The sequence below is a fragment of the Mesorhizobium sp. CNPSo 4671 genome (assembly GCF_057784245.1).
This window is the reverse complement of sequence record NZ_JBWLUW010000006.1, coordinates 253,097-277,247: the sequence shown is the minus strand read 5'-3', so window position 1 is coordinate 277,247 and position 24,151 is coordinate 253,097. Positions and strand designations below refer to the sequence as shown.

The 24,151-nt window shown below is 62.4% G+C and carries 28 protein-coding genes; 13 read left to right on the top strand and 15 right to left on the bottom strand.

The window, feature by feature from the left end; all coding sequences use genetic code 11:
* Positions 1–124 precede the first annotated feature (124 nt).
* From AC04SF_RS19460 to AC04SF_RS19425, 8 genes are all read right to left on the bottom strand, one after another.
* Positions 125–931 carry a DUF72 domain-containing protein gene (locus tag AC04SF_RS19460; RefSeq protein ID WP_488479133.1) on the bottom strand — a complete coding sequence of 269 codons (807 nt, stop codon included), beginning with the start codon at positions 929–931 and terminating at the stop codon, positions 125–127.
* A 46-nt stretch (positions 932–977) separates the two neighbouring features.
* Complete coding sequence (locus tag AC04SF_RS19455) at positions 978–2,366, bottom strand: hypothetical protein (RefSeq protein WP_488479132.1); 1,389 nt, start codon at positions 2,364–2,366, stop codon at positions 978–980.
* Between the two features lie 126 nt (positions 2,367–2,492).
* Positions 2,493–2,963, bottom strand: coding sequence for a GNAT family N-acetyltransferase (locus AC04SF_RS19450; protein WP_488479131.1), 471 nt, complete (start codon positions 2,961–2,963; stop codon positions 2,493–2,495).
* A gap of 37 nt (positions 2,964–3,000) precedes the next feature.
* Positions 3,001–5,922, bottom strand: a complete 2,922-nt coding sequence (gene uvrA / locus AC04SF_RS19445; RefSeq protein WP_488479130.1) for an excinuclease ABC subunit UvrA — start codon at positions 5,920–5,922, stop codon at positions 3,001–3,003.
* Positions 5,923–6,618: 696 nt separating this feature from the next.
* Positions 6,619–6,873, bottom strand: a complete 255-nt coding sequence (locus AC04SF_RS19440; protein ID WP_202353892.1) for a hypothetical protein — start codon at positions 6,871–6,873, stop codon at positions 6,619–6,621.
* A gap of 474 nt (positions 6,874–7,347) precedes the next feature.
* A complete protein-coding gene (locus tag AC04SF_RS19435; RefSeq protein WP_096446387.1) occupies positions 7,348–7,953 on the bottom strand; it encodes an ATP-dependent Clp protease proteolytic subunit in 606 nt (201 codons plus the stop codon).
* A 22-nt stretch (positions 7,954–7,975) separates the two neighbouring features.
* On the bottom strand, positions 7,976–8,452 hold the full coding sequence (locus tag AC04SF_RS19430; RefSeq protein WP_488479129.1) for an SRPBCC family protein: 477 nt from the start codon (positions 8,450–8,452) through the stop codon (positions 7,976–7,978).
* Positions 8,453–8,484: 32 nt separating this feature from the next.
* The gene (locus AC04SF_RS19425) at positions 8,485–8,799 is read right to left on the bottom strand and encodes an ArsR/SmtB family transcription factor (protein WP_010909628.1); all 315 of its coding nucleotides are present in this window, start codon (positions 8,797–8,799) and stop codon (positions 8,485–8,487) included.
* Between the two features lie 227 nt (positions 8,800–9,026).
* On the opposite strand from AC04SF_RS19425, the gene AC04SF_RS19420 reads away from it, so the two are divergent.
* The gene (locus tag AC04SF_RS19420; protein WP_096446383.1) at positions 9,027–9,545 is read left to right on the top strand and encodes a single-stranded DNA-binding protein; all 519 of its coding nucleotides are present in this window, start codon (positions 9,027–9,029) and stop codon (positions 9,543–9,545) included.
* A gap of 148 nt (positions 9,546–9,693) precedes the next feature.
* Complete coding sequence (locus AC04SF_RS19415; protein ID WP_488479128.1) at positions 9,694–10,119, top strand: OsmC family protein; 426 nt, start codon at positions 9,694–9,696, stop codon at positions 10,117–10,119.
* Positions 10,120–10,153: 34 nt separating this feature from the next.
* Here AC04SF_RS19415 and AC04SF_RS19410 read toward each other — a convergent pair whose 3' ends face one another.
* The 3 genes from AC04SF_RS19410 to AC04SF_RS19400 form a co-directional block, all read right to left on the bottom strand.
* Positions 10,154–10,783: a MarC family protein gene (locus tag AC04SF_RS19410; RefSeq protein WP_010909625.1), complete on the bottom strand. Its 630-nt coding sequence runs from the start codon at positions 10,781–10,783 to the stop codon at positions 10,154–10,156.
* Positions 10,784–10,876: 93 nt separating this feature from the next.
* Positions 10,877–11,254 carry a VOC family protein gene (locus AC04SF_RS19405; protein WP_488479127.1) on the bottom strand — a complete coding sequence of 126 codons (378 nt, stop codon included), beginning with the start codon at positions 11,252–11,254 and terminating at the stop codon, positions 10,877–10,879.
* A gap of 14 nt (positions 11,255–11,268) precedes the next feature.
* Positions 11,269–11,814, bottom strand: a complete 546-nt coding sequence (locus tag AC04SF_RS19400; RefSeq protein ID WP_488479126.1) for a hypothetical protein — start codon at positions 11,812–11,814, stop codon at positions 11,269–11,271.
* 86 nt (positions 11,815–11,900) lie between these two features.
* Here AC04SF_RS19400 and AC04SF_RS19395 point away from each other — a divergent pair, with 86 nt between their 5' ends.
* A complete protein-coding gene (locus AC04SF_RS19395; RefSeq protein WP_488479125.1) occupies positions 11,901–12,788 on the top strand; it encodes a helix-turn-helix transcriptional regulator in 888 nt (295 codons plus the stop codon).
* Here AC04SF_RS19395 and AC04SF_RS19390 read toward each other — a convergent pair.
* Both AC04SF_RS19390 and AC04SF_RS19385 read right to left on the bottom strand, forming a co-directional pair.
* Positions 12,752–13,375: a ParB-like protein gene (locus AC04SF_RS19390; RefSeq protein ID WP_488479124.1), complete on the bottom strand. Its 624-nt coding sequence runs from the start codon at positions 13,373–13,375 to the stop codon at positions 12,752–12,754. The two genes, AC04SF_RS19395 and AC04SF_RS19390, sit on opposite strands and share 37 nt — an antisense overlap.
* Positions 13,372–15,072 (bottom strand): SulP family inorganic anion transporter, encoded by a 1,701-nt coding sequence (locus AC04SF_RS19385; protein ID WP_488479123.1) that lies wholly within the window; start codon positions 15,070–15,072, stop codon positions 13,372–13,374. The genes AC04SF_RS19390 and AC04SF_RS19385 overlap by 4 nt, the downstream gene beginning before the upstream one ends.
* On the opposite strand from AC04SF_RS19385, the gene AC04SF_RS19380 reads away from it, so the two are divergent.
* The gene (locus tag AC04SF_RS19380; protein WP_488479122.1) at positions 15,071–15,259 is read left to right on the top strand and encodes a hypothetical protein; all 189 of its coding nucleotides are present in this window, start codon (positions 15,071–15,073) and stop codon (positions 15,257–15,259) included. The two genes, AC04SF_RS19385 and AC04SF_RS19380, sit on opposite strands and share 2 nt — an antisense overlap.
* A 24-nt stretch (positions 15,260–15,283) precedes the next feature.
* Positions 15,284–18,085, top strand: coding sequence for a DNA gyrase subunit A (gyrA, locus tag AC04SF_RS19375; RefSeq protein WP_488479121.1), 2,802 nt, complete (start codon positions 15,284–15,286; stop codon positions 18,083–18,085).
* A gap of 68 nt (positions 18,086–18,153) precedes the next feature.
* Here gyrA and AC04SF_RS19370 read toward each other — a convergent pair whose 3' ends face one another.
* Positions 18,154–18,306, bottom strand: a complete 153-nt coding sequence (locus AC04SF_RS19370) for a hypothetical protein (protein ID WP_019858284.1) — start codon at positions 18,304–18,306, stop codon at positions 18,154–18,156.
* A 321-nt stretch (positions 18,307–18,627) separates the two neighbouring features.
* Between AC04SF_RS19370 and coaD the strand changes: the two genes are divergently transcribed.
* From coaD to tgt, 7 genes are read left to right on the top strand one after another with little or no spacing between them, the layout of a single operon-like run.
* Entirely contained in the window at positions 18,628–19,128 is a 501-nt protein-coding gene (gene coaD / locus AC04SF_RS19365; RefSeq protein WP_027044617.1) for a pantetheine-phosphate adenylyltransferase, read from the top strand.
* Positions 19,129–19,145: 17 nt separating this feature from the next.
* Positions 19,146–19,733 carry a peptidylprolyl isomerase gene (locus AC04SF_RS19360; RefSeq protein ID WP_488479120.1) on the top strand — a complete coding sequence of 196 codons (588 nt, stop codon included), beginning with the start codon at positions 19,146–19,148 and terminating at the stop codon, positions 19,731–19,733.
* Positions 19,734–19,763: 30 nt separating this feature from the next.
* A complete protein-coding gene (locus AC04SF_RS19355) occupies positions 19,764–20,276 on the top strand; it encodes a peptidylprolyl isomerase (RefSeq protein ID WP_488479119.1) in 513 nt (170 codons plus the stop codon).
* 12 nt (positions 20,277–20,288) lie between these two features.
* Positions 20,289–20,738: a DMT family transporter gene (locus AC04SF_RS19350; protein ID WP_096446365.1), complete on the top strand. Its 450-nt coding sequence runs from the start codon at positions 20,289–20,291 to the stop codon at positions 20,736–20,738.
* Positions 20,738–21,826, top strand: coding sequence for a tRNA preQ1(34) S-adenosylmethionine ribosyltransferase-isomerase QueA (gene queA / locus AC04SF_RS19345; RefSeq protein WP_488479118.1), 1,089 nt, complete (start codon positions 20,738–20,740; stop codon positions 21,824–21,826). Before AC04SF_RS19350 ends, queA begins: the two co-directional genes overlap by 1 nt.
* Positions 21,816–22,085: a hypothetical protein gene (locus AC04SF_RS19340; RefSeq protein WP_488479117.1), complete on the top strand. Its 270-nt coding sequence runs from the start codon at positions 21,816–21,818 to the stop codon at positions 22,083–22,085. The genes queA and AC04SF_RS19340 overlap by 11 nt, the downstream gene beginning before the upstream one ends.
* The gene (tgt, locus tag AC04SF_RS19335) at positions 22,078–23,208 is read left to right on the top strand and encodes a tRNA guanosine(34) transglycosylase Tgt (protein ID WP_488479116.1); all 1,131 of its coding nucleotides are present in this window, start codon (positions 22,078–22,080) and stop codon (positions 23,206–23,208) included. Before AC04SF_RS19340 ends, tgt begins: the two co-directional genes overlap by 8 nt.
* Positions 23,209–23,212: 4 nt before the next feature.
* Here tgt and AC04SF_RS19330 read toward each other — a convergent pair whose 3' ends face one another.
* Positions 23,213–23,632 carry a DUF4864 domain-containing protein gene (locus AC04SF_RS19330; RefSeq protein ID WP_488479115.1) on the bottom strand — a complete coding sequence of 140 codons (420 nt, stop codon included), beginning with the start codon at positions 23,630–23,632 and terminating at the stop codon, positions 23,213–23,215.
* 254 nt (positions 23,633–23,886) lie between these two features.
* Here AC04SF_RS19330 and AC04SF_RS19325 point away from each other — a divergent pair, with 254 nt between their 5' ends.
* On the top strand, positions 23,887–24,123 hold the full coding sequence (locus AC04SF_RS19325; protein WP_488479114.1) for an Lrp/AsnC family transcriptional regulator: 237 nt from the start codon (positions 23,887–23,889) through the stop codon (positions 24,121–24,123).
* The last annotated feature ends 28 nt before the right edge of the window (positions 24,124–24,151 follow it).

The following is a 24,151-nucleotide window of genomic DNA, read 5'->3' as shown; positions in this document are numbered from 1 at the left end:
GTCATCGCATTCATGCAGCAAGGAAGTGTCGATAAGGTTACGATCGCGGCGAAGATGCCACGAGTAGGCGTTTGGCACGCGCAAAACGCGTAGATGATGGCCTGCGGATACCGACTGATGCTCGTCAGCCGGCTAGGCGTTTCATCAGCGCCATCGCCCCGAAGGGCGCGCGCACCTTGCCCTCGGTGATGAAGTAGACGAAGACGTCGCGCGGCTGCACCGGCGCATCCGTCGCGGGATCGGCGCGCCGCAAATCAGCCGGCTGCTTGCCTTCCGCCCAGGTCTTTACCCGCGCCGCCCACTCGTCGAGGCCCTTCGGCGTGTAGCAGTCGGGATTGTCATCAGAGCCCGTTTGGAGGCGGGCGTAAATGAAATCGGCGGTGACATCGGCGATATCAGGATATTTGGCATGGTCGGCATAGACGATCGCCGCCTTGTATTTGCGGGCAAGTGCCGCGAATTCCGGCACGATGAAACTGTCGTTGCGCACTTCAAGCGCGTGGCGCAGCGCGACCCCATCCTGCTTTTCCGGCAGCAGTTTCAAAAAGGCTTCGAAATCGTCCGGGTCGAATTTCTTTGTCGGCGCGAACTGCCACAGGATCGGGCCGAGCTTGTCGCCGAGCGCGGCAACGCCGGAACCGAGGAAGCGCATCATCGATTCACCGGCCTCGCCCAGCACACGGCGGTTGGTGACGAAGCGGTTGCCCTTCAGCGAATAGACGAAACCGTCCGGCGCCTCGCCAGCCCATTTGACGAAGGTCGGCTCCTTGAAGCTGGAGTAGTAGGTGCCGTTGACCTCGATGCTCGGCACCTGCCGGCTGGCATATTGCAGCTGCTTGGCCTTCGACAGTTTGTCCGGATAGAAGGACGTGTCCCAGGGCTCGAAGGTCCAGCCGCCCATGCCTGAGCGGATTGTTCCCGATTTACTCACTGTCGTTCTCCCTGTCGCTTTTATGTGTGCGGTCATATCATGAGGATCAAGAAAACCGGGCAAACCCGCTCTTATCCGTTGGCAAGCCACCAGAACCATTCAGTACACGCATTGCCATCGGCCCCAGGTTCTGCATGCCGGTGACCTTCGAGGCATCGAGCTTGTCCCCGACGACAATGAGGAAACCGCCCGGGGCGTGATTGCCAGGTCTTAATCCCGGCGGCTTGGCTTCAATGCGTCCAAGTCTGGATGAGCACACCGCGCCTGGGCACAGGCCAGCGCGATAATGCACCAGGAGATCAGGCAATTCGGCCGCGCGCGCGCCGGCATGCTGTCGAGCCGCCCTGTCGATCATCGTGATCACCGGCTGGCCGGTCTGGTCTTCCCTCAGTTCCATCAGGAGGGATTCAACCTGATCGAGCAGTCTTGATCGCTCGACCTCAATGCCACCATCCTTGAAGACCACGGATGGATTGATGCGAAGAGCCGCGCAGTTCTCGTTGTAAGGCAGCATTTCGCAAAGCGGACACCAGCGCCGGTCCCTGGCTTTCACGACATGGCGCACAAACCGCGTCCAATGCGACTCACCGAGGATGCGGTTCATACGGTCGACAATTTCCGGCATCAGGTGAGCAAGCGTAGCATTCGGCCGCATTTCCGTCGTCGAGAACACCACGATCTCAGTGTCTGGGCCGGCTGAGGCCACGAGATCGCCAATCGCGCGATCAATGTCGCCAAGAATCACGTCGATCGGGGCGCCGAGCCGACTGTTGCGGGCCGGGTCGAACTTCGGGTCCGCCCCGTCGACGAGATCCCAAAGCGCATGGCTGGCGCAGTGCGCCTCCTTGAACCCGACGATGAACAGATCCCAGGACTCGCTGCCGAGATAGTGCAGGGCGGCGGCATGTTTGCTGGCGACTGCAAGGCGCAGATTGGCCACAACCGCTGTAGCCTCGGTGTCGTTCAATCGGCCTTCATGGTCGCATCTGCTCGGCGGCGCTGCGCCGAAGCGCGTGACCACGTCACCGGCAAGCGCTGCCGGATAGCTTTTGGGCTCGCGGAAATAGCGCCCATGGACAAGCCAGTCTGCAAGATGGATGCCATTGAACTGTCGCGGGAGGCGGCATTTTGGAATGTCGAAGACGCCTATCCTGAGTTCCGGCGCTGTTTCCCAGAAGGTTTCGCGGTCGATTTCATCGGTGCAGACCATGCCGAACTGGCCGCTGCGCAGCCGTTGCTCATAGTGATAGCGACCGTGTTCACCCATGCCGGCCGCGTATTGGAACGAGGCCCACAGCGCGTCGTCCGTCGCGCCCGCATGTGCGGTGAGATATTTGACCCTGCCTCGCGCCCGCAACGCGGCGAGACAGGGCAGCATACCGTCCCGACTCGCCCTGTCGAGCAAGGCTCCATCCGCCCCGTCGAGCGCGATCATGAGAATCCGTGCGGTCACGCAGTTCCCTCTGGGAGCGCGATCAAAAGACCGAAGCTCCAGCCACCCATGCCGGAGCGGATATTCCTATGATTGCTCATTGTCGCCCTCCCAATTGTCAACAAGCGATCACGAAGCAGGGTTTTTGTCGACCGCCTTCGCCATGTCGACGAGCGTCCAGCCTGGCCGGTAGGGATTGGGCCGACGACCCGTTTCGCGATAGCCGTAAGCGAGATAGAGCGCGATGTTTCGTTCCATTTTCGCATTGGTGTAGAGCCGTATCTCCGGCAGGCCCCACGAGCGCGTCTGCTGATCCGCGTGACTGAGCAGCTTTATGCCGAAACCCTTGCCCTGGAAGGCGGGCGACACCGCGACGGAGAAGATCATCGCGTGATCCACATGCCGCTCCAGTGTGAGCACGCCGGCAAGTTCGCCGCCGCTCTCCAGCAGCCAGACCTCGCCGCGCGCGATGCGTGGCGCGTAGTCTTCAGTCACCGGAATCGGCGGCGCGTCGAGCAGGCTGGTGTAGGGCGCATAAGCTGCCGTGGTCAGCGAGACGACAGCCTGGAGGTCACCGACCACCGCTTTTCTAATGGTCATTCAAAGCCCTCCGGCGGGCGCCAAGCGGGTCCGACCATCACTCGGCCGCTTCGCGCTTGCCTCCGGGGCGACGCTCCAGCAGCTCCTTGAGGAACTGGCCGGTGTAGCTGCGCTTTTCGCGCACAATCGCTTCCGGCGTGCCTTGGGCGACAAGTTCACCGCCGCCGTCACCGCCTTCGGGGCCGAGGTCGAGCACCCAGTCGGCGGTCTTGATCACTTCGAGATTGTGCTCGATGACCACCACCGTGTTGCCCTGGTCGACCAGTTCGTGCAGCACTTCCAGCAGCTTGGCGACGTCGTGGAAATGCAGGCCGGTGGTCGGCTCGTCGAGGATGTAGAGCGTCTTGCCTGTCGCCTTGCGCGACAGTTCCTTGGCGAGTTTGATGCGCTGCGCTTCGCCGCCCGAAAGCGTCGTCGCCTGCTGGCCGATATGGATGTAGCCGAGGCCGACCTGTTTCAGCGTGTCGAGCTTGTCGCGCACGCCGGGCACCGCGGCGAAGAAGTCGACGCCTTCCTCGACTGTCATGTCGAGTACGTCAGCGATCGACTTGCCCTTGAACAGGACGTCGAGCGTTTCGCGGTTGTAGCGCTTGCCGTGGCAGACGTCGCAGGTGACGTAGACGTCGGGCAGGAAGTGCATCTCGATCTTGATGACGCCGTCGCCCTGGCAGGCCTCGCAACGGCCGCCCTTGACGTTGAAGGAGAAACGTCCCGGCTGATAGCCGCGCGCCTTGGCTTCGGGCAGGCCGGCGAACCAGTCGCGGATCGGCGTGAAGGCGCCGGTATAGGTGGCGGGGTTCGAACGCGGGGTCCGTCCAATGGGCGACTGGTCGATGTCGATGACCTTGTCGAGGAATTCCAGGCCCTCGATGCGGTCATGCTCGGCAGGATGCTCGCGCGACCCCATGATGCGGCGCGACGCCGCTTTGAACAGCGTCTCGATCAGGAAGGTCGACTTGCCGCCGCCCGACACGCCGGTGACGGCGGTGAAGGTGCCGAGCGGGATTTCGGCGGTGACGTTCTTCAGATTGTTGCCGCGCGCGCCGACGATCTTCAGGCGCCGGTTCTTTTTCGCCTCACGCCGGGCACCAGGGGTGGCGACTTCGAGCGCGCCCGACAGATATTTGCCGGTGATCGAATTGGGATTGGCCATCACCTGCTGCGGCGTGCCCTGGGCGATGATTTCGCCGCCATGGATGCCGGCGGCCGGCCCCATGTCGACGACATAGTCGGCATGCAGGATGGCGTCCTCGTCATGCTCGACGACGATCACGGTGTTGCCGATGTCGCGAAGATGCTTGAGCGTATCGAGCAGGCGCGTGTTGTCGCGCTGGTGCAAGCCGATCGACGGCTCGTCCAGCACGTAGAGCACGCCAGTCAGGCCCGAGCCGATCTGCGACGCCAGCCGGATGCGCTGGCTCTCGCCGCCCGACAGCGTGCCGGAATTGCGCGACAGCGTCAGATAGTCGAGCCCGACATCGTTGAGGAAGCGCAGGCGTTCGCGGATTTCCTTGAGCACCCTGACCGCGATCTCGTTCTGCTTGTCGTTGAGCTGGGCGGGCAGGTCGGTGAACCACTGGTCGGCCTTGCGGATCGACTGCTCGGTGACCTCGCCGATATGCTTGCCGCCGATCTTCACCGCCAGCGCTTCCGGCTTCAGCCGATAGCCTTTGCAGACCGGGCAGGGCGTCGCCGACATGAAGCGCTCAATCTCCTCGCGCATCCAGGCGGATTCGGTTTCCTTCCAGCGCCGTTCGAGATTGGGGATGACGCCCTCAAAAGTCTTGGTCGTCTTGTAGGAGCGCAGCCCATCATCATACTGGAAAGTGACTTCGCGCTCGCCGGTGCCGCGCAGGATCGCGTCCTGGGCCTCGGTGCTCAAATCCTTGAACTTGTCGCCGAGCTTGAAGTTGTATGCCTTGCCCAGTGCCTCGAGCGTCTGCACGTAATAGGGCGAGGTCGATTTCGCCCACGGGCTGACGGCGCCGTCGCGCAGCGACACGTTCTCGTCGGGCACGACGAGATTGGGATCGATGGCGCGCTGGCTGCCGAGACCGTCGCAGGTCGGGCAGGCGCCGAACGGATTGTTGAACGAGAACAGCCGCGGCTCGATCTCCGGAATGGTGAAGCCGGACACCGGGCAGGCGAATTTTTCGGAGAACAGGATGCGCTCATGCGTCTCGTTCTTCGACTTGTTGACCGAATCCTCGCCGGTCTGGCTGGAATCGAGCGGCTTGTCGGCAAACTCGGCCACCGCCAGCCCCTCGGCGAGCTTCAGCGCCGTCTCGATGGAGTCGGCGAGACGCGTGGCAAGATCGCCGCGCACGACGATGCGGTCGACGACGACGTCGATGTCGTGCTTGTACTTCTTGTCGAGCGCCGGAACATCTGCGATCTCATAGAAGACGCCATCGACCTTGACGCGCTGAAAACCCTTCTTCTGCAGTTCCAGCAGTTCCTTGCGGTACTCGCCCTTGCGGCCGCGCACGATCGGCGCCAGCAGGAACAGGCGCGTGCCTTCCTCCAGCGCCAGCACGCGGTCGACCATCTGGCTGACCGTCTGGCTCTCGATCGGCAGGCCGGTGGCCGGCGAATAGGGCACGCCGACACGGGCAAACAGCAGGCGCATATAGTCATAGATCTCGGTGACGGTGCCGACCGTCGAACGCGGATTCTTCGACGTGGTCTTCTGCTCGATCGAAATGGCAGGCGACAGGCCGTCGATCTGGTCAACGTCAGGCTTCTGCATCATTTCGAGGAATTGCCGGGCATAGGCCGACAGGCTCTCGACATAGCGACGCTGGCCTTCGGCATAGATGGTGTCGAAGGCGAGCGAGGATTTGCCTGAACCGGACAGGCCGGTCATGACGATCAAACTGTCACGCGGCAGGTCGAGATCGACATTCTTCAGATTGTGTTCGCGCGCCCCGCGAATGGAAAGGAATTTATGGTCGGCCATCGCCGGTCGCCGCCTCAGATCTGGAATTCGTGGGATTGGCGGGATTGTCCCGGCCATCCCCTATGTAGGTGTTTTTGCCGCCACGTCGAGAGACGCCACAATTCCCGACAGAAGTCGTTTAACCGCCTTTCGCGCGAAGGGGCAAGCAGAAAGAACAAAGGCCGAACACGCTCCTGACAAAGCTGTGTAAAATCTGACTTGTACGTAACCTCCCAGCGATCACGTTTTTCGGTAACCGGCTATTGATGGTTGACGCGGCCGGCTCACGGGAGCAGTCTCCAAAAGTCAGCGAAGCCGGCCGTCTTTCGATGGCCTCGCCGCCCAAAGGCGGCCTGCGAGACGCCGCAGGCATTTGCGATTTGCGCTTCGCGACGGCAATGTCGCAACGGACACAGGAGCGGAGCATGACGCCACCGGACAGTCCCCAAGGGCTCCACGCCTCGTTGGAGCCGCGGCAGGCATAAGTGCCAGGGTTTAGCGTTTGCGCCACCCGACAAACCGTGACTTGCCGTATCCCCAACAATCAGAGACTGCTAGTCGGATCGTCGGCTGACGCCGCGTGGCATCCGAAATCAAACGCCGGCAGTACACTCCCGGCAAAATATGGATTTGAGATCCAGAAAAGCCCCGTCTGTTTGCCCTAGGGCACGGCGGGGCTGTTCTTTTGCAGCGAAGCTTCGCCAGAAATGGCGCTGGTTATCTCGGCGGCTTGATCCCGCCCGTGGCCATATCGACGGTGATGCTACCGGAAATCCTGACATCGGTATCGCCGATCTTGAACGTGCCGTTCCCGTCGCTGGGGAATGCGTTGTCGGGTTCGGGCTGGGGAGCCGGCTTGGCGATGCGATAATCGCCGCTCACGCCGGGCAGGGCGCCTTTCGGCGACTGGGAGGTACTGTCCCCGGCAAAAGCCCCGCCGGACGTCGCGGCGGTAATCGCAATGGCTGTCATCAGTCTGTTCAGGCGGTGGCGCATGGCACGACTATAGTGCCGCGCTCAATACGAAGCCAGACGGCGGCGGCGAAATGGGCGCGACGCCGTCAGCCTCCAATGTGGTGATCAGGCTTCAAGTTCTTCAAATTTCCATATTAGTCTAACGCAGGACGTGCTGGCTCGCCTGGTTGCCAGTTGCTAAAATCCATGTAGCAGCGAATGGATATACCTTCCATTCGCACGTCGCCGCCACGCGCCAGACATTCAAACCCGCCGGGAACATTAACTAGCAATAAAAATGCCAGGCATATTCCTGCTATGGCTAATATAGCGCGGAATGCTCGTTTGTTTGGATCGGTAGGCTTCGGCATTTATGCCTCTGTTCATAATTCAATGGATTCAATTGACGCCGAATTTATTGATAGGTGATGAAAATCATTTTCAGGTACATCTGCATTTAATTGATGTGTGTGGATGCCGACCAAAATCTGCCTATGCCGCTTTCTTGCGCGTGTCGAAGACGTGGTCGACGATGCCCCATGCCTGTGCTTCCCGGGCGGTCATGAAATGGTCTCGGTCCAGCGTGCGTTCGACCTCCTCATAGCTGCGGCCGCAATGCTGGGCATAGAGTTCGGCCATGCGCTGTTTGGTCTTGCCGATCCGTTCGGCATGGCGCTGGATATCGGAAGCCTGGCCCTGAAAGCCGCCGAGCGGCTGGTGCAAGAGGACGGTGGCGTTCGGCAGCGCGATGCGGCGCCCCGGCGTGCCCGCCATCAGCAGGAATGAGCCCATCGAGGCGGCAAACCCCATGCAGACGGTCGATACCGGGCAGCTGACATATTGCATCGTGTCGTAGATGGCGAAGCCGCTGGTCACCACGCCGCCCGGCGAGTTGATGTAGAGCGAGATCTCCTTGTCGGGATTGTCCGATTCCAGCGACAGGAGCTGCGCACAGACCAGCGCCGAGACGTCGTCGTTGATCTCGCCATTGATGAAGATGATGCGCTCGCGCAGCAGCCGCGAGAAAATGTCGAAAGCGCGTTCGCCGCGGCTCGATTGCTCGATCACCATTGGCACCAGACTGGCAATACCGCTCATTTTTCGTCTCCGATTCCCGTGTTCAGGCTGCGCGCAGCAGGAGGCGCGGCGTATTCGCGGCGATGGGCTTTCCGGCGCCGCGCGCCCCGAGCGAAAGCCGGCAGCCGCCACCCGCCATGGCGACGGCGGGCATCGCTTTCCCGGCAAAACCATCATGGACGATGCGGAGATGCGTGCCGCCGGAAACGGTGCGGGCGAGCGTGAAGGTGACGACACTGTCGAGCGGATCCTGCCGCGCGGCGTCGCCCGGCTGCTCCCGCCAGGAATAGCGCAGCAGGCGTTCGGGCTCGGCGTCGAGGATTTCGCATTCGATCGCGGCGTCCGGCCCGGCAAAGGTAAAATTGCTCCCGGTCTGCGGCCTGATGTCGTTCGGCATCATCCAGGCGGCGAGCAATTCCGGCACGGTCAGCGCCCGCCACACTTTTTCCGGCGGTTCGGCGAGATCGTACTCGAACTCGAGCGCATCAGGGGCGGCTTTGCTTTGGGTATTGGCGTTCATTGATCCCAAATCCTTCACTGGTCCCACGTTCTTCACTGGTCCATGTCCTTCAAAACCGTCTTCAGCCTTTCGATGCGCTCGGGCCAGAAGGTCCGGTAGCGCTCGATCCAGGAGAGCAGGGGGGCAAGCCCTTGCGGATCGGCACGGTAATAGGCGTTGCGACCGGCACGCCGCTCAACCACCAGGCCGGCGCCACGCAGCACCGCCAGATGCTGCGACACCGCCGGCTGCGATACCGTCAGGCCGCTGCGCAGTTCCGACACGCTCATCTCAGCTGCCGCGAGACGCTCGAAGACGGCGCGGCGCGTCGGGTCGGCCAGGGCGCGGAAAATCTCTGCTTCGATCATGACAAAAGCATAAGTCGATACTTATTGATTTGGCAAGCGCTGTTTTGAGACCCATATGATGGGCTCGGGCATTGCTGCCATTCCTTGACAATCAGCAGCAGTGCATATAGGAACGAAAAGGGAACAAAAACCTTGTGGGAAAAGCCAGCCTTAGCAGGCGGCAGACGTGCGCAGCCTGTAAGGTGCTGCGACAAAAATTTGTTTTCGGATGAGCGCGGAGAAAAATCATGGCGGGTAGCGTCAACAAGGTCATTCTGGTCGGCAATCTCGGCGCGGATCCGGAAATCCGCCGCTTGAACTCGGGCGAGCCGGTCGTCAACATCCGTATCGCCACGTCGGAAAGCTGGCGCGACAAGAATTCCGGCGAGCGCAAGGAGAAGACCGAATGGCACAATGTCGTCATCTTCAATGAAGGCATCGCCAAGGTGGCCGAGCAGTACCTGAAGAAGGGCATGAAGGTGTATGTCGAGGGCCAGCTGCAGACGCGCAAATGGCAGGACCAGACCGGCGCCGACAAGTACACGACGGAAGTCGTGCTGCAGAAATTCCGCGGCGAGTTGCAGATGCTCGACGCACGCGGCCAGGGCGAGGGCGGCCAGGTCGGCGGTTATTCCGGCGGCAGCAGCCGCGGTTCCGATTTCGGCCAGTCCAGCCCGAACGAGAGCTTTAATCGTGGCGGCGGCGCTCCCAGGGGCGGCGGTGGCGGCGGTTCGTCGCGCGAGCTGGACGACGAAATCCCGTTCTGATCGAGAGCAACATCCAAACGGCTGACGTCGCCAGATGACTGACGTCACGTGATTGATACACCCCGAGGGTCCTGCATGGACTTTCGGGGTTTTGCGTTGTTGATATGGCCTGACAACAGGCGCGATCTGGGACTGAAAGGACAAAGCAGTGAAGGCACGCGTAAAATGGGTCGAGGAACGGACGTTCGTCGGCGAGTCCGGCAGCGGCCATAAACTGGTGCTTGGAACCGCGGCCAAGCCGGAAGGCAAGACGCCTGGGCCGAGCCCGATGGAACTGGTGCTGATCGGCACTGGCGGCTGTTCGGCCTATGATGTCGTGCATATCCTGGAGAAAGGCCGCGAGGCGGTCGAGGACTGCGTGGTTGAGCTTGATGCCGACCGGGCCGAGACTGAGCCAAAGGTGTTCACGCGCATCCATATGCATTTCATCGTCAAAGGTAGGGCGCTGTCGCCCGACAAGGTCAAGCGGGCGATCGACCTGTCGATCGAAAAATATTGCTCGGCCTCCGCCATGATGGCCAAGACGGCCACGATCACGCATGATTTTGAAGTGATCGATACGGCGGCACAGTAGGGCAGTAGGGCAGTAGGGCAGTAGGGACTGCCGTTCACCCGGCCATCAGCGCCTTGATGCCGTCGGCGACGAACTGTACCGCCAGAGCCGCCAGGATGACGCCGAGCAGGCGGGTCAGTATCGAGCGGCCGGTCTGGCCGAGGATGCGGTCGATGCGTTCCGACAGCACGAAGACCAGATAGGTGATGGCGAGGCAGACGAAGATGATGCCGACCAGTGCGGCCTGCGCGGCAAAACCCTGAAACGAGCCGGAAAGCAGCACTGTCGCTGAAATCGCGCCGGGACCGGCGATCAGCGGGATCGCCAGCGGGAAGGCGGCGATGTTGTGAATCATGTCCTTGGTGATGGCGACGTCGCCGATCTTCTCCTTGCGGTCCTGGCGGCGCTCGAACACCATTTCGAAGGCGATAAAGAACAGCAGAAAGCCGCCGGCGACGCGGAAGGCCGGCAGGGTGATGCCGAACACCGACAGGATCGAGGCACCGGCCACCGCGAACAGCGCCATCACCAAGAAGCCGATGACCGAGGCACGCACCGAGACCTGCTGGCGCTCCTCGCGGTTCATGCCGCGTGTCACGGCAAGGAACAGCGGCGCCAGGCCGGGCGGATCAATGGTTACGAGAATGGTGACGAAGGCATTGAACAGGCTGTCGAAACTCGGCATCGCTGACCCCTCCCGCCGGGCCGAGCCCGTGCTCCGATATTGGTAGAGCAAAGCCCGGTCGGTGGGAACTGTCGGGACAGCGAAACTGATGACCTAGCCGGCAGCGCCGCAATAGGCCTCGAGGCGGTAGCCGTCCGGATCGATGACAAAGGCGGCGTAATAATTGTCGCCATAGTCGGCGCGCAGGCCCGGCGCGCCATTGTCGCTGCCGCCTTCGCGCAGGGCAGCGGCATGGAACGCATCGACGCTGTCTCGTGTCGGCGCGGCAAAGCAGAAATGCATACCGGATTTTTCGTCCGCTGGCACCGGCCGCGCCGCCGCGTTGACCCATAGCGCGACACTCTGGGCGCCGTAACCCAGTGAGCCTGGCGACTGGCTGAGACAGGCATAGCCGAGCGGCTTCAGCGCAGCGTCATAGAATCGCTTCGAGGCGTTGGCGTCGCGGACGCCAACCGAGATATGATCGAACATGGTTTTCTCCATCGTTACAAGGGGTTGTGATGTCGTCTTGCAGATTGACGGCGCGCCAGGAACTCGACTTCGAGGTGCCAGTCCGCGCCGTCGTGCGAGCGCTCGCCGAGCCAGCGGAAGGAATTTTTGGTGATCCGCGAAAAACTCCAGCGCACCGACGAGCCGGTGCCATCGGCGCCGACCTGCACGATCGTGTTGTCTTCGGCGCGGCCGAGCTGGCGACTGAAATACTGGTTGCGCGGATCGCTCCAGAAAATGTGCCAAGCGTCCGCGCCGGGATCATAGACGCGCAGCGTCGTGCCGTAGAACGTCCATTTGCCAAGGGACGGCGAGGGGCCGGCGTCCCGCGCGGGCAGGATCCAGACGTCCTGGATGGCGCGGCCTTCGAGCACCCAGCCGAAATGCACCTCGCCACGCCCGGTCAGCACGGTGCCATCCTCGAGGTGACGTGAGGCGTCAAACGTCCAGGCGCCGACAAAGCGGCCGTAAAGGTTCAGTTTTTCGGCAAGCCCGCTGATCGGTCCGGGACTGTGCAACGCTTCGGCAAAGGGGTCGAACATGGCTGCGGTCTCTTTCTGTCAGGAGACCGGGAAGAGTAGGCGCTCACGGGGGTTCTGGGCTTGGGAAAAATTGCTATATTCCGGCCATGACAGCGACGACCCGCACTCTCGCATCCGCACCCGGCTGGCAAGTCGCCGATGTGATCTGCGCCGCCGGTGTGGGCGACCGGCCGTTCGAGGAAGCCCATCAGGATTTCTGCGTCGCGGCGGTCACCAGCGGCACGTTCCGCTACCGCGCGCAGCAAGGCACCGCGATGCTGGCGCCGGGCGCACTCCTGCTCGGCAATTCCGGCACGTGCTATGAATGCGGACACGAGCATGGCAGCGGCGACCGCTGCCTCTCGTTCCATTTCAAGCCGGCCTACATGGAACGGATCGTCGCCGGCGTGCCGGGCGCCCGAACACTCAGCTTCGAGGCGCCGCGCTTGCCGCCCTTGCCGGCCCTGGCGCCGCTGCTTGCGGAGGCGGAAGCCGCCCGCGAAACGGCCGACAGGGGCGCCTTCGAGGAGCTTTCCCTGCGCATTGCGGGCGCGGCTGTGACCACCGCTTGCGGCGCCACGCCTGTCCTGCGCACGCCGAGCCGCCGCGATCAGAAACGCGTGGCGGAAGCGGTGAGACGCATCGAACTGGATGCCGACGGGCCGGTTTCGCTATCGGCGCTGGCGGATGAGACGGCAACCAGCCCCTATCATTTCCTGCGCATTTTCCGGCAGGTTGCCGGGATGACGCCCTACCAGTTCCTGCTCAAGACCCGGCTGCACCGGGCGGCGGTGCGGCTGCGCCTGTCGGACGATGCGATCTCGGCGATCGCCTTCGACGCCGGCTTCAACGATCTGTCGACGTTCAACCGCCGGTTCCGGCGTGTCATGGGCGAGACGCCAGGCGATTATCGCCGGTCGGGCGGCACCGCTATGCACGCGCCTCGGCCGAGACGTGGTCAATCGGAGGTCGGGCCGCACCAGCCGGGCAGATAGTCAGCTTCCTTGCCCTTGGCGAGCGTCAACGCCTCCTTCATCGCCTTGTCGAAGTTCTTCGCAACCGCGTTGCGGTCGATGCGCCGACGCAGGAAATCCGCCCAGATGAATTCGCTGAACGGCGTCGTGTCCTTGGCGAAGCCGCCTTGCCGACGCAACTCGCCGGCCATGCTCCTGTAGGGATCATCGATCAGTGCACCGATCGTCTTTGGAATTGCCGAGTAATCGCGGCGCCGGCCGTTCTCATCGAACGGATGCATCCAGCCTCTGCTGTCGAGCACGACAAGAAACGCGTCCTTGTCGAGCGCGGACAGGTCGCTGATCACGGTCACCAGCACGTCCTTGACGCCCTCATCGAGCAAAGCGCGAGCAAGGTGATGGTGATCGGTGACGTAGTTGCGATTCTTGGGACCCAATACGACGGGGACCATGTGTTTGCCGAGAAACGCGCCGGTCTTCTTCTTGGCGTCCTGTTCCCGGATCATCTGGCGCTTCAACGCAACTTCCCTCATGCCGACCGTTATCTGTGTCGGCCTCAATTCCTCGACGGGAACCGGGGTGACAATGGGTTCTCGCGGGTCAATCATGGCACTCCATCCTGTTCTTGCTGCTGCTGTTTCCCCGGACCAAGTGATTTGATCGCCGCGTCGACGCTGTGGAATATGCGCTGCGTGCCGACCATTTCGGCAATGCCGAACCGGGCCAGCGCGGCCTGGGCGCGCAGCGATTCCAGCCGCGCTATGGCAAAGACCGCGCCCGCCTTGCGGCAATGCAGGATGGTGTCGATCAGGGCTTGCGCGGCGGTGTAGTCGATTTCGACGATGTTGCTGGCCTCCAGTACGACCAGTTTCACGGTTTCGCGCCTGGTATCGACAAGGTCGCAAACGCCGCGCTTGAAGCGGTCGGCATTGACGAAGGACAGCGGTGCCTGGAAGGCCGCGACCAGCACGCCTGGGAGCTGCTCGCCGGCACTCGGCTTGGCCGGCGGCCACCAGACGGACGTGCCCGGCACGTGTTCCAGTTCGATCGGCTCGGTGCGCGTTGCGCTCCAGATGCCGTGCAGCAGCGACAGGCCGATGCCGACTGCCACGCCGGTTGCGATCGGCAGCACGACGATGGCGGCCATGGTGACCAGGATCAACAGGAATTCGACTGGAGCCTGCCGATAGACGCCGGCGAACACCTTCCAGCGCAGTATGTGCTGGGCAACGAACATCAGGACACCGGCGAGCGCGGCTTGCGGAACATTGGCGAGCAGGCCGCCGCCGAAGGCGCCGAGCGCCAGCACGATGGCCGCGGCAATGAGGGCAGACAGTTGCGAGCGGCCGCCCGACTGGGAGACGATTGCCGTGCGTGGCGGGCTGGCATTGACGGCAAAGGCGCCGAACAGGCCGGACGCGATGCTGCCGGCGCCGACGCCGACGAAATCGCGATTGACGTCGGGCTCGCCTTGTTGCGGCACGAAGGAACGCGAGGTCGCCGCCGTCTGCACCATGACGACGATGGCGATCAGCAGTGCCAGCGGCACCAGCGCCTGCACATCGTTAAGGCTGACAAGGGGCAGGCCGGCCCGCGGCAGGCCATTTGGCAAGATGCCCAGCACCTCGACGCCGCGATTCCTGAGGTCGAAAACGATGACCGCAAGCGTGGCAAGCACCATGCCGATCAAGGCGCCGGGGATGCGAGCGCTGATGCGCTCGGCGCCAAGCACGATCGCGAACACGCCAAGGCCGAGCCCGAGGCTCCAGGGATTGGTGAGATGGAGACTGCCGGCAATCTCGCCGATACGGCGCAAGGTTTCGCCGCTCTCGGCATGCAGGCCGAGCATCTCTGGCATCTGCGAGACGATAATGTGGACGGCGATGCCGGCCAGAAACCCTGTCGTGACCGGCACTGACAGGAGATCGGCAATCCAGCCGAGGCGAAAGACGCCGCTCAAGCTCACGATCAAGCCGACCATCAATGCCAGCATGGCCGCCAGGGCCAAATAATGCGGCGAGCCTGATGTGGCGAGCAGCGCCAGGCTGCCTGCGAACAGCGGCGTGATGGTCGAATCCGCGCCGGCCGAGAGGTGACGATTGGCGCCGAACAGGGCAAAGGCCACCGAACCGGCGACAAAAGCGAAGAAACCGATCTCGGGGGCAAAGCCGCCGAGCCGGGCGGTTGCCATCTGCTCGGGAATGGCGATCGCTGCCAGCGTCAGGCCGGCGATCAGATCGCCACTGAGATCTCGGAACTGCCAACCGCTCAGCGCCTGCAAAGGCAGCCACTGGCGCCAATTCATGGTGCTCGCGGCTTTTGCCTGGGGAGATTGGTCCATTGCAGGCTTTTGCCTTGGTGGCGGCGAAAAGCGTTGTGGCCATATCGTCGCAATGAGCGGTATCCTTTTGAAATTACCACCAAAAATGACACTGGAAAAGTGCCGCGAACATTGGAGTTTCGACCGCGCTTCCTATATAAGCGGTCAGTGATTCCTGATTAGATTGTGATCCGATTTGACCGACCAAAAGACACCGCGCGGCGCCGACGGCGGCCCCACCGGCATCGAGCCCATCTCCATCATCGAGGAGATGCAGAGCTCCTATCTCTCTTACGCCATGAGCGTGATCGTCAGCCGTGCGCTGCCCGATGTGCGCGACGGCCTGAAGCCGGTGCATCGCCGCATCCTCTACGCGGCGCATGAGAGCGGCTACCACTGGAACCGCAAATATGTGAAGTCGGCCCGCCCGGTCGCCGACGTGATGGGTAAATACCATCCGCATGGCGACGCCTCGATCTATGACGCCTTGGTGCGCATGGCGCAGGACTGGTCGCTGCGCGTGCCGCTGATCGACGGGCAGGGCAATTTCGGCTCGATCGACGGCGATCCGCCGGCGGCGATGCGCTATACCGAATCGCGGCTGACCAAGGTCGCGCATGAGCTTCTGGAGGATATCGACAAGGACACCGTCGATTTCCAGGACACTTATGATGCCTCGGACACCGAACCGAAGGTTCTGCCGGCGCGCTTTCCCAATCTGCTGGTCAATGGCTCCGGCGGCATCGCCGTCGGCATGGCCACCAACATCCCGCCGCACAATCTCGGCGAAGTCTGCAACGGCGCCATCGCCGTCATCGACAATCCGGCGATCGACCTGCCGGCATTGATGGAGATCATTCCAGGCCCTGATTTCCCGACCGGCGGCATCGTGCTTGGCCGTTCCGGCATCTATAGCGCGTATTCGACCGGCCGTGGCTCCATTGTCATGCGCGGCAAGGTCAACATCGAGCAGCGCGGCAATGACCGTGAATCGATCATCATCACCGAGGTTCCCTATCAGGTGAACAAGGCGTCGATGATCGAGAAGATGGCCGAATTGGTGCGCGACAAGCGCATCGAAGGCATTTCCGACATCCGTGACGAAAGCGACCGCCAGGGCTATCGCGTCGTCATCGAGCTGAAGCGCGATGCCGTCGCCGACGTCATCCTCAACCAGCTTTACCGCTTCACGCCGCTGCAGACCTCTTTCGGCGCCAATATGGTGGCACTGAATGGCGGCAAGCCGGAACTGCTGACCCTGACGGACATGCTGAAGGCGTTCGTCACCTTCCGCGAAGAGGTTATCACAAGGCGGACGAAATTCCTGCTGCGCAAGGCGCGCGACCGCGCCCATGTGCTGGTGGGTCTGGCCATCGCCGTCGCCAATATCGACGAGGTCATCAAGCTGATCCGCACGGCGCCGGACCCGCAGACGGCGCGCGAGCAGTTGATGGAGCGGCGTTGGCCGGCCGGCGATGTCGAATCGCTGATCCTTCTGATCGACGATCCGCGCCATCGCATCAATGAGGACGGCACCTACAATCTGTCCGAGGAACAGGCGCGCGCCATCCTCGAACTGCGTCTGCAGCGCCTGACTGCGCTCGGCCGCGACGAGATCGCCGACGAGTTGAACACGATCGGCGACGAGATCAAGGACTACCTCGACATCCTGTCGTCACGAGCGCGCGTCCAGCAGATCGTCAAGGACGAGCTTGCCGCCGTGCGCGACGAGTTCGGCACGCCACGCCGCACCGAGCTCACCGACGGTGGCGCGGATATGGAAGACGAGGACCTGATCCAGCGCGAGGACATGGTCGTGACGGTGAGCCATTCCGGCTACATCAAGCGCGTGCCGCTGTCGCTCTACCGGGCGCAGCGCCGCGGCGGCAAGGGCCGCTCGGGCATGTCGACCAAGGAAGAGGATTTTGTTACCCGGCTGTTCGTGGCCAACACGCACACGCCGGTGCTGTTCTTCTCCTCGCGCGGCATCGTCTACAAGGAAAAGGTCTGGCGGCTGCCGATCGGCAACCCGCAGTCACGCGGCAAGGCGCTGATCAACATGCTGCCGCTCGAGCAGGGCGAGCGCATCACCACCATCATGCCGTTGCCCGAGGACGAGACGAGCTGGGGCGAACTCGACGTGATGTTCGCCACCACGCGCGGCACCGTGCGCCGAAACAAGCTGTCGGACTTCGTCCAGGTCAACCGCAATGGCAAGATCGCCATGAAGCTGGAGGAGGAAGGCGACGAGATCCTCGGCGTCGAGACCTGCACCGACGATGACGACGTGCTTTTGACCGCCAGCTCCGGTCAGTGCATCCGCTTCTCTGTTGGTGACGTCCGCGTCTTCCAGAGCCGCAATTCCGTTGGCGTACGCGGCATCACCATGGCTGAGACCGACCGCATTATCTCCATGTCGGTGATCGAGCATGTCGACGCTTCACCGGCGCAGCGCGCCGCTTATCTCAAGCGCGCGGCGGCGGAGCGGCGGCTTGCCGCCGGGGCTGCAGGTGAGGAAGAAGAGATTTCGCTGACCAACGAGGAGATCGGCGAGGAGGCCGAGCTTTCCGACGATCAGTACGAAACCCTCAAGGCGCATGAGCAATTCGTGCTGACGGTGACCGAATATGGCTACGGCAAGCGCTCGTCGTCCTATGACTTCCGCCTGACCGGCCGCGGCGGCAAGGGTATTCGCGCTACCGATGTGTCGAAAGTGGCGGAGATCGGCCGTCTGGTGGCAACCTTCCCGGTCGGCAATGACGACCAGATCATGCTGGTGTCGGACGGCGGCACCGTCATCCGGGTGCCGGTCAACGGCATCCGCTTCGCCAGCCGCGCCACCAAGGGTGTGACCATCTTCAATACGGCTGAAGGTGAGAAGGTGGTTTCGGTCGAGCGCATCTCGGAGCCGCAAGCTGACGAGGGAAGCGAAGAGATCGTCGAAGGGGGCGCTGAGTCTGCTCCAGAGAGCGATGCTGGTCCGGACGGCGCTGAGTAAGCCCTGGACCAAGCTTTGATATAGCAACGCCGGCCCCTTGGCCGGCGCGGCGGCAAGTCGGAACAGACTTAGTAGTGACGATATGGTTTGCGGGGGCCGAAGCCTTCGAAGCGCTTCGTGGTTGCCTTGACGCGGATGCGTTGTGCCTCCTGATGCAGCCCGAATACGGTGGCGATCAGCATGGCGACTGTCATTGCGGTGGCGAGCATGTAGATCAGCATTTGCGTGTTCTCCTGCGCCTTACAACGGATAGATGGGATTTTGGTTTCATCTTATTAAGGTGCAACCTAGTGAACGCTGCGTGAAGGCTTCGTGATCAGCGTGTTCATCTGTCGTTCATGCGCCGGAAAAGGTTCACGGCCTTCGCGCCGATCGGATTTGCCTTTGCGACAGAGGCTCGCTAGAGCCTGTTCCATCTGGATGGACCGATGATGGAACAGGCTCTGGCTTTGATTTGAGCATGATCTCTGGGACAAACGAAAAGCGTTTGTCCGCAAAAACCGGTTTCCACTTTTTGGGATCATGCATTAGAAGCACCAGCCATGACTGAACGCACCGCCCTTTACGCCGGCTCCTTCGACCCGCTGACCAACGGCCATCTCGATGTGCTGAAAGCCTCGCTGGCCGTGGCCGACATCGTCTATGCCGCGATCGGCATTCATCCCGGCAAGAAGCCGTTGTTCTCCTTCGAGGAGCGGGTGCAACTCATCGAAGCCGCCACGAAAGCCGAATTCGGCCGCGATGGCGCCCGCATCAAGGTCGTCGCCTTCGACGGATTGGTCATCGATGCTGCCAGGAAGCAGGGCGCTTCGATCATGATCCGCGGCCTGCGCGACGGCACCGATCTCGACTACGAGATGCAGATGGCCGGCATGAACGAAACCATGGCGCCCGAGCTGCAGACGGTTTTTCTGCCCGCCAGCCCTTCCGTGCGCACCATTACCGCCACACTTGTGCGCCAGATAGCTTCGATGGGAGGCGACATCCGCCCCTTCGTGCCGGCCGCTGTTGCCGGCGCGCTCACCGCCAAATTCGCGAAATAAGCCCGGAGAAAATCCTCATGCAGCTCAAAAGGCTCGCCTCGTTCTTTGTCGTGCTTGCCGGTCTCGTGACCGCGTCTGTCTCGGCCTATGCCGCCGACCCGGAAAACACCATGATCATCACGCTGAAGGATGGTGACGTCACCATCGCGCTGCGGCCTGATATGGCGCCCAAGCATGTCGCGCAGATCAAGAAGCTCGTGCGTGACCATGCCTACGACAATGTCGCTTTCCACCGCGTCATCGACGGCTTCATGGCGCAGACCGGCGACGTCAAGTTCGGCAACATGAACAAGGGTTTTGACGCCCAGGCCGTCGGCACTGGCGGTTCGGACCTGCCCGACCTGCCGGCTGAATTCTCGCAGACCGAGCATTACAAGCGCGGCGTGGTCGGCATGGCCCGCTCGCAGGACCCGAACTCCGCCAATTCGCAGTTCTTCATCATGTTCGCACCGGCGCCGCCGCTCGATGGCCAGTACACCATCGTCGGCAATGTCGTCAGCGGCATGGACCTGGTGGACAAAATCAAGAAGGGCGATGAGGCGGACAACGGTACGGTCTCCGACCCTGACCGGATGATCAAGGTGCGCATCGCCGCCGACAAATAGTTTCTGTTTTTGAACAAAAGGATATCTGACATGGCTGAGATCAAGGACCGCGAAAACGCGCTCATCCTGGAAACGACCAAGGGCAAGGTCGTCATCGAACTTTTCCCCGACCTGGCGCCCGGCCATGTCGCCCGCATCAAGGAACTGGCCAGGGAAGGCGCCTATGACGGCGTGGTCTTCCACCGTGTCATCGACGGCTTCATGGCGCAGACCGGCGATGTGAAGTTCGGCAATTCGAACAAGGCGACCTTTGCGCCTTCCCGCGCCGGCATGGGCGGTTCCGACAAGCCGGATCTGAAGGCTGAGTTCTCCAACGCCAACCATGGCCGCGGCACCTGCTCGATGGCGCGTGCGCAGAACCCGAACTCGGCCAATTCGCAGTTCTTCATCTGCTTCGACGATGCCGCCTTCCTCAACCGCCAGTACACGGTCTGGGGCCAGGTCATCGAAGGCATGGACAATGTCGACAAGATCAAGCGCGGCGAGCCGGTGGTCGATCCCGACAAGATCGTGTCGCTGAAGGTCGCGGCCGACGTCAAGTAAGGCAAAACGACAATGATGGGCGTCGTCTGGTCGCTTCTCGGCATCCTGTCCGGCGCCTTCATTGCCATTCAGGCCCCGATCAATTCGCAACTCGCGCGCGGCCTGGGTCTCCCGGTCGCGGCGGCTGCGTTTTCGTTCCTGTCGGGCGCTGTCGTGCTCGGTATCATCGCCTTCGCGGTGGTCAGGCTGCAGGACCTTTCGCTTGACTGGAAGGCGCCGGCGCCCTGGCTGTTCGTCGCCGGCGGCATGCTTGGCGGCTTCTACGTCACGCTCTCGACAATCCTGACGCCCCGCATCGGCGCCGCAGCGCTGATGGCGTTCCTGGTGGCCGGCCAGCTGCTGGCCGGCATGCTCGTCGACCGCGTCGGCTTCCTTGGCGTCGCGGTGCGTGAAATCTCGCTCGGCCGCGTCGCCGGCGCGGTGCTGCTCTTGGCCGGAGCGCTGCTTATCCGGCTCTACTGATGCGCGTCGATCTCTTTGACTTCGACCTGCCGGAGGAGCGCATCGCGCTTCGCCCGGCGGAGCCGCGCGACAGCGCCAAAATGCTCCTGGTCAAACCAGGCGAGGCACTCGACGACCGCAGGGTTGGCGACCTGCCATCCTTGCTCAGGGCCGGCGACGTGCTGGTTTTCAACGATACCAAGGTCATTCCGGCGCAATTGAAAGGCATAAGGCGGCGGGGCGAAGCGCAGGCGCAAGTCGAGGCGACACTGCACATGCGCGTTGCGCCGGACCGGTGGCTGGCGTTCATGCGGCCGGGCAAGCGCATTGCCGCCGGCGACCGCATCCATTTCGGCCATGACGGCAATTCCTGCTTCCTCGGCCAGCTCGATGCCACGGTGATCGAGAAGGGCGAGGGCGGCGAGGCGCTGCTTGGCTTCGACCTGTCGGGACCATTCCTCGACGAGGCTCTGCACACGGTCGGCCACATTCCGCTGCCCCCCTACATCGCCTCGAAGCGCGACGACGACGAGCGCGACCGGGCCGACTACCAGACCATTTATGCAAGGGAGGAAGGCGCCGTTGCTGCGCCCACTGCCGGCCTGCATTTCACGCCGGAGCTGTTTGCAGCGCTCGACGCCAAGGGTGTCGAACGCCACTTCGTCACCTTGCATGTCGGCGCAGGCACGTTCCTGCCGGTCAAGGCGGACGACACAGCCGACCACAAGATGCATGCCGAGACCGGTTCGGTCGGCCGGGAAACAGCCGACGCGCTGAACGCGGCCAAAGCGAGGGGCGGGCGCATCATCGCCGTCGGCACGACCTCGCTGCGGCTGCTGGAGAGTGCCGCGCGTGAAGACGGTACGGTGCCTGCGTGGTCTGGGCCGACCGATATCTTCATCACGCCCGGCTACCGCTTTCGCACGGCCGACATGCTGATGACCAATTTCCATCTGCCGCGTTCGACGCTGTTCATGCTGGTTTCGGCCTTCAGCGGCCTCGGCACGATGCGTGCGGCCTATGCGCATGCCATTGCGAACCGCTACCGGTTCTATTCCTATGGAGACGCAAGCCTGCTTTATCGAGCGGAGATGAGCGATGGACGATGACCTGCAAACCCTTGATCGCGATGCACTGATCGCCGAGGTGAAGAAACTGCGCGCCGGCATTCGCGCGCATCGCGATACGTCGGGCCATGATCTGTGCTGGCACCACCCCGATCTGTGGGAGCTGCTGCCGGAGAAGACCGAGCCGTCGATCGCCGTGCCGCCCTGGCCCAAATTCATGCGCGGCTGCATCCAATGCCGTCAGTCGCTCGACAGACAGGCGCCCGACGCACCAGTTCACGACAAGGAATTCAATGGCTAAGCCGTTCACCTTCAAGGTCCTCGCCACCGACGGCAAGGCGCGGCGCGGTCTGATCGACATGCCGCGCGGCGAGATCCGTACGCCGGCCTTCATGCCGGTCGGCACCGGCGGCACCGTCAAGACCATGTATATGGACCAGGTACGTGGCGTCGGCGCCGACATCATCCTGGGCAACACCTATCATCTGATGCTGCGGCCCGGTGCGGAGCGCGTGGCGCGGCTTGGCGGATTGCATGAATTCGCCCGCTGGCCGCATCCAATCCTGACTGACAGCGGCGGCTTTCAGGTGATGTCGCTGTCGAAGCTCAGGAAACTGACCGAGAAAGGCGTCACTTTCCGCTCGCATATCGATGGCGCGCCCTACGAAATGTCGCCGGAGCGTTCGATCGAGATCCAGGGCCTGCTCGATTCCGACATCCAGATGCAGCTTGACGAATGTACGGCGCTGCCGGCCGAGTTGAAGGAGATCGAGCGCGCCATGGAGCTGTCGCTGCGCTGGGCCGAGCGCTGCAAGACAGCGTTTGGCGACCAACCGGGCAAGGCGATGTTCGGCATTGTGCAGGGCGGCGATAATGCAGCGCTCAGGATGCGTTCGGCGCAGGCGCTGAGCGCGATGGGCTTGAAGGGCTATGCGGTTGGTGGCCTCGCGGTCGGCGAACCGCAAGCGGTGATGCTCGAAATGCTCGACATCACCTGTCCGGAACTGCCTGCTGACAAGCCGCGCTATCTCATGGGCGTCGGCACGCCCGACGATATCCTGAAATCGGTGGCGCGCGGCATCGACATGTTCGACTGCGTGATGCCGACACGGGCCGGCCGGCATGGCCTTGCCTACACCAGGCGCGGCAAGGTCAATCTGCGCAACGCCCGCCATGCCGACGATCCGCGCCCGCTCGATGAAGAAAGCGACTGCCCGGCGGCGCGCGATTATTCGCGCGCCTATCTGCATCATCTGGTGCGCTCGCAGGAGGCGCTCGGCGCCATGCTGCTGACCTGGAACAATCTTTCGTATTATCAAAAGCTTATGCAGGATATCCGCGCCGCGATCGAAATCGGTAGCTTCGACGCGCGTGCGGCTGAGATATCAGAAGGCTGGGCGAGGGGCGACATTCCCGTCCTGTAAAACCTCAGGTGCTGAGCGAGTTCGACGCCCGCAGGCTGCAGCCGGTGATCTGGAAGGTGCCGTCGGGTTGCTGCTGCAGCGTGTAGACCGCCTCATAATCCTTGCCGTCGGGGCCGACGATCAGCACTTGCTGGATAAGCGAACCCGGGCCTGTCTGCTCGACCTTGCCGAAGGCGTAGGATCGTGGCTTTCGCACGGGCGGGTAGCCATTGGTCACCATGTTCATGAAAGCGTCGACGGTCGGGAACACCTGCTTCACGTTCGGGGCGGCGAAGCTGTAGGCTTTGGCGCCGTCATCGGCCAGCAGCGCCTTCAACTGACCATCGATGACAGCCTGGCCGGCTTTGACATCGGCATCGCCGGCAAAGGCCGAGGATATGAAGAGGAATGGAATGACTGCGAATGCGAAAAAAGCGCGGCGCATGGCCTGTCTCCGTTGTCCCTCGGAATAGTCCCTCAAAAAATGATGTCCGAAGATGCACGATAACATACGCTTGGCGGTGCATCCTGGTTTCACCGATTGCGAATATTCGCCACCGGAATGTCATGCCGGTTGTGGAGCTGCGCGAGGCCGTGGCCGGGGGCTGCGCCGGCTAAGTGCGCATTCCAGTGCTTGAAAGGCCGCCTCCAGTCTGCCAGAAGGGCCGCTTGGACTTGGACGTTTAGCGGGACGAAGCCATGAAGGCGTTTTTCGTGCAGATCAAATGCGAGCTCGGCAAATCCTATGAGGTTGCCAGCGCGCTTGCCGATGCCGAGATCGCCTCGGAGATCTACTCCATCGCCGGCAATTACGATTTGCTCGCCAAATTCTATGTCGATGACGAGGAAGACGTCGGCCATTTCGTCAACGAGAAGGTGCAGATTCTCCCCGGCATCAAGGACACGTTTACGGTCGTCACCTTCCGCGCCTTCTAGGCGGGAAGGTATCTGCCCGGGCACGAGG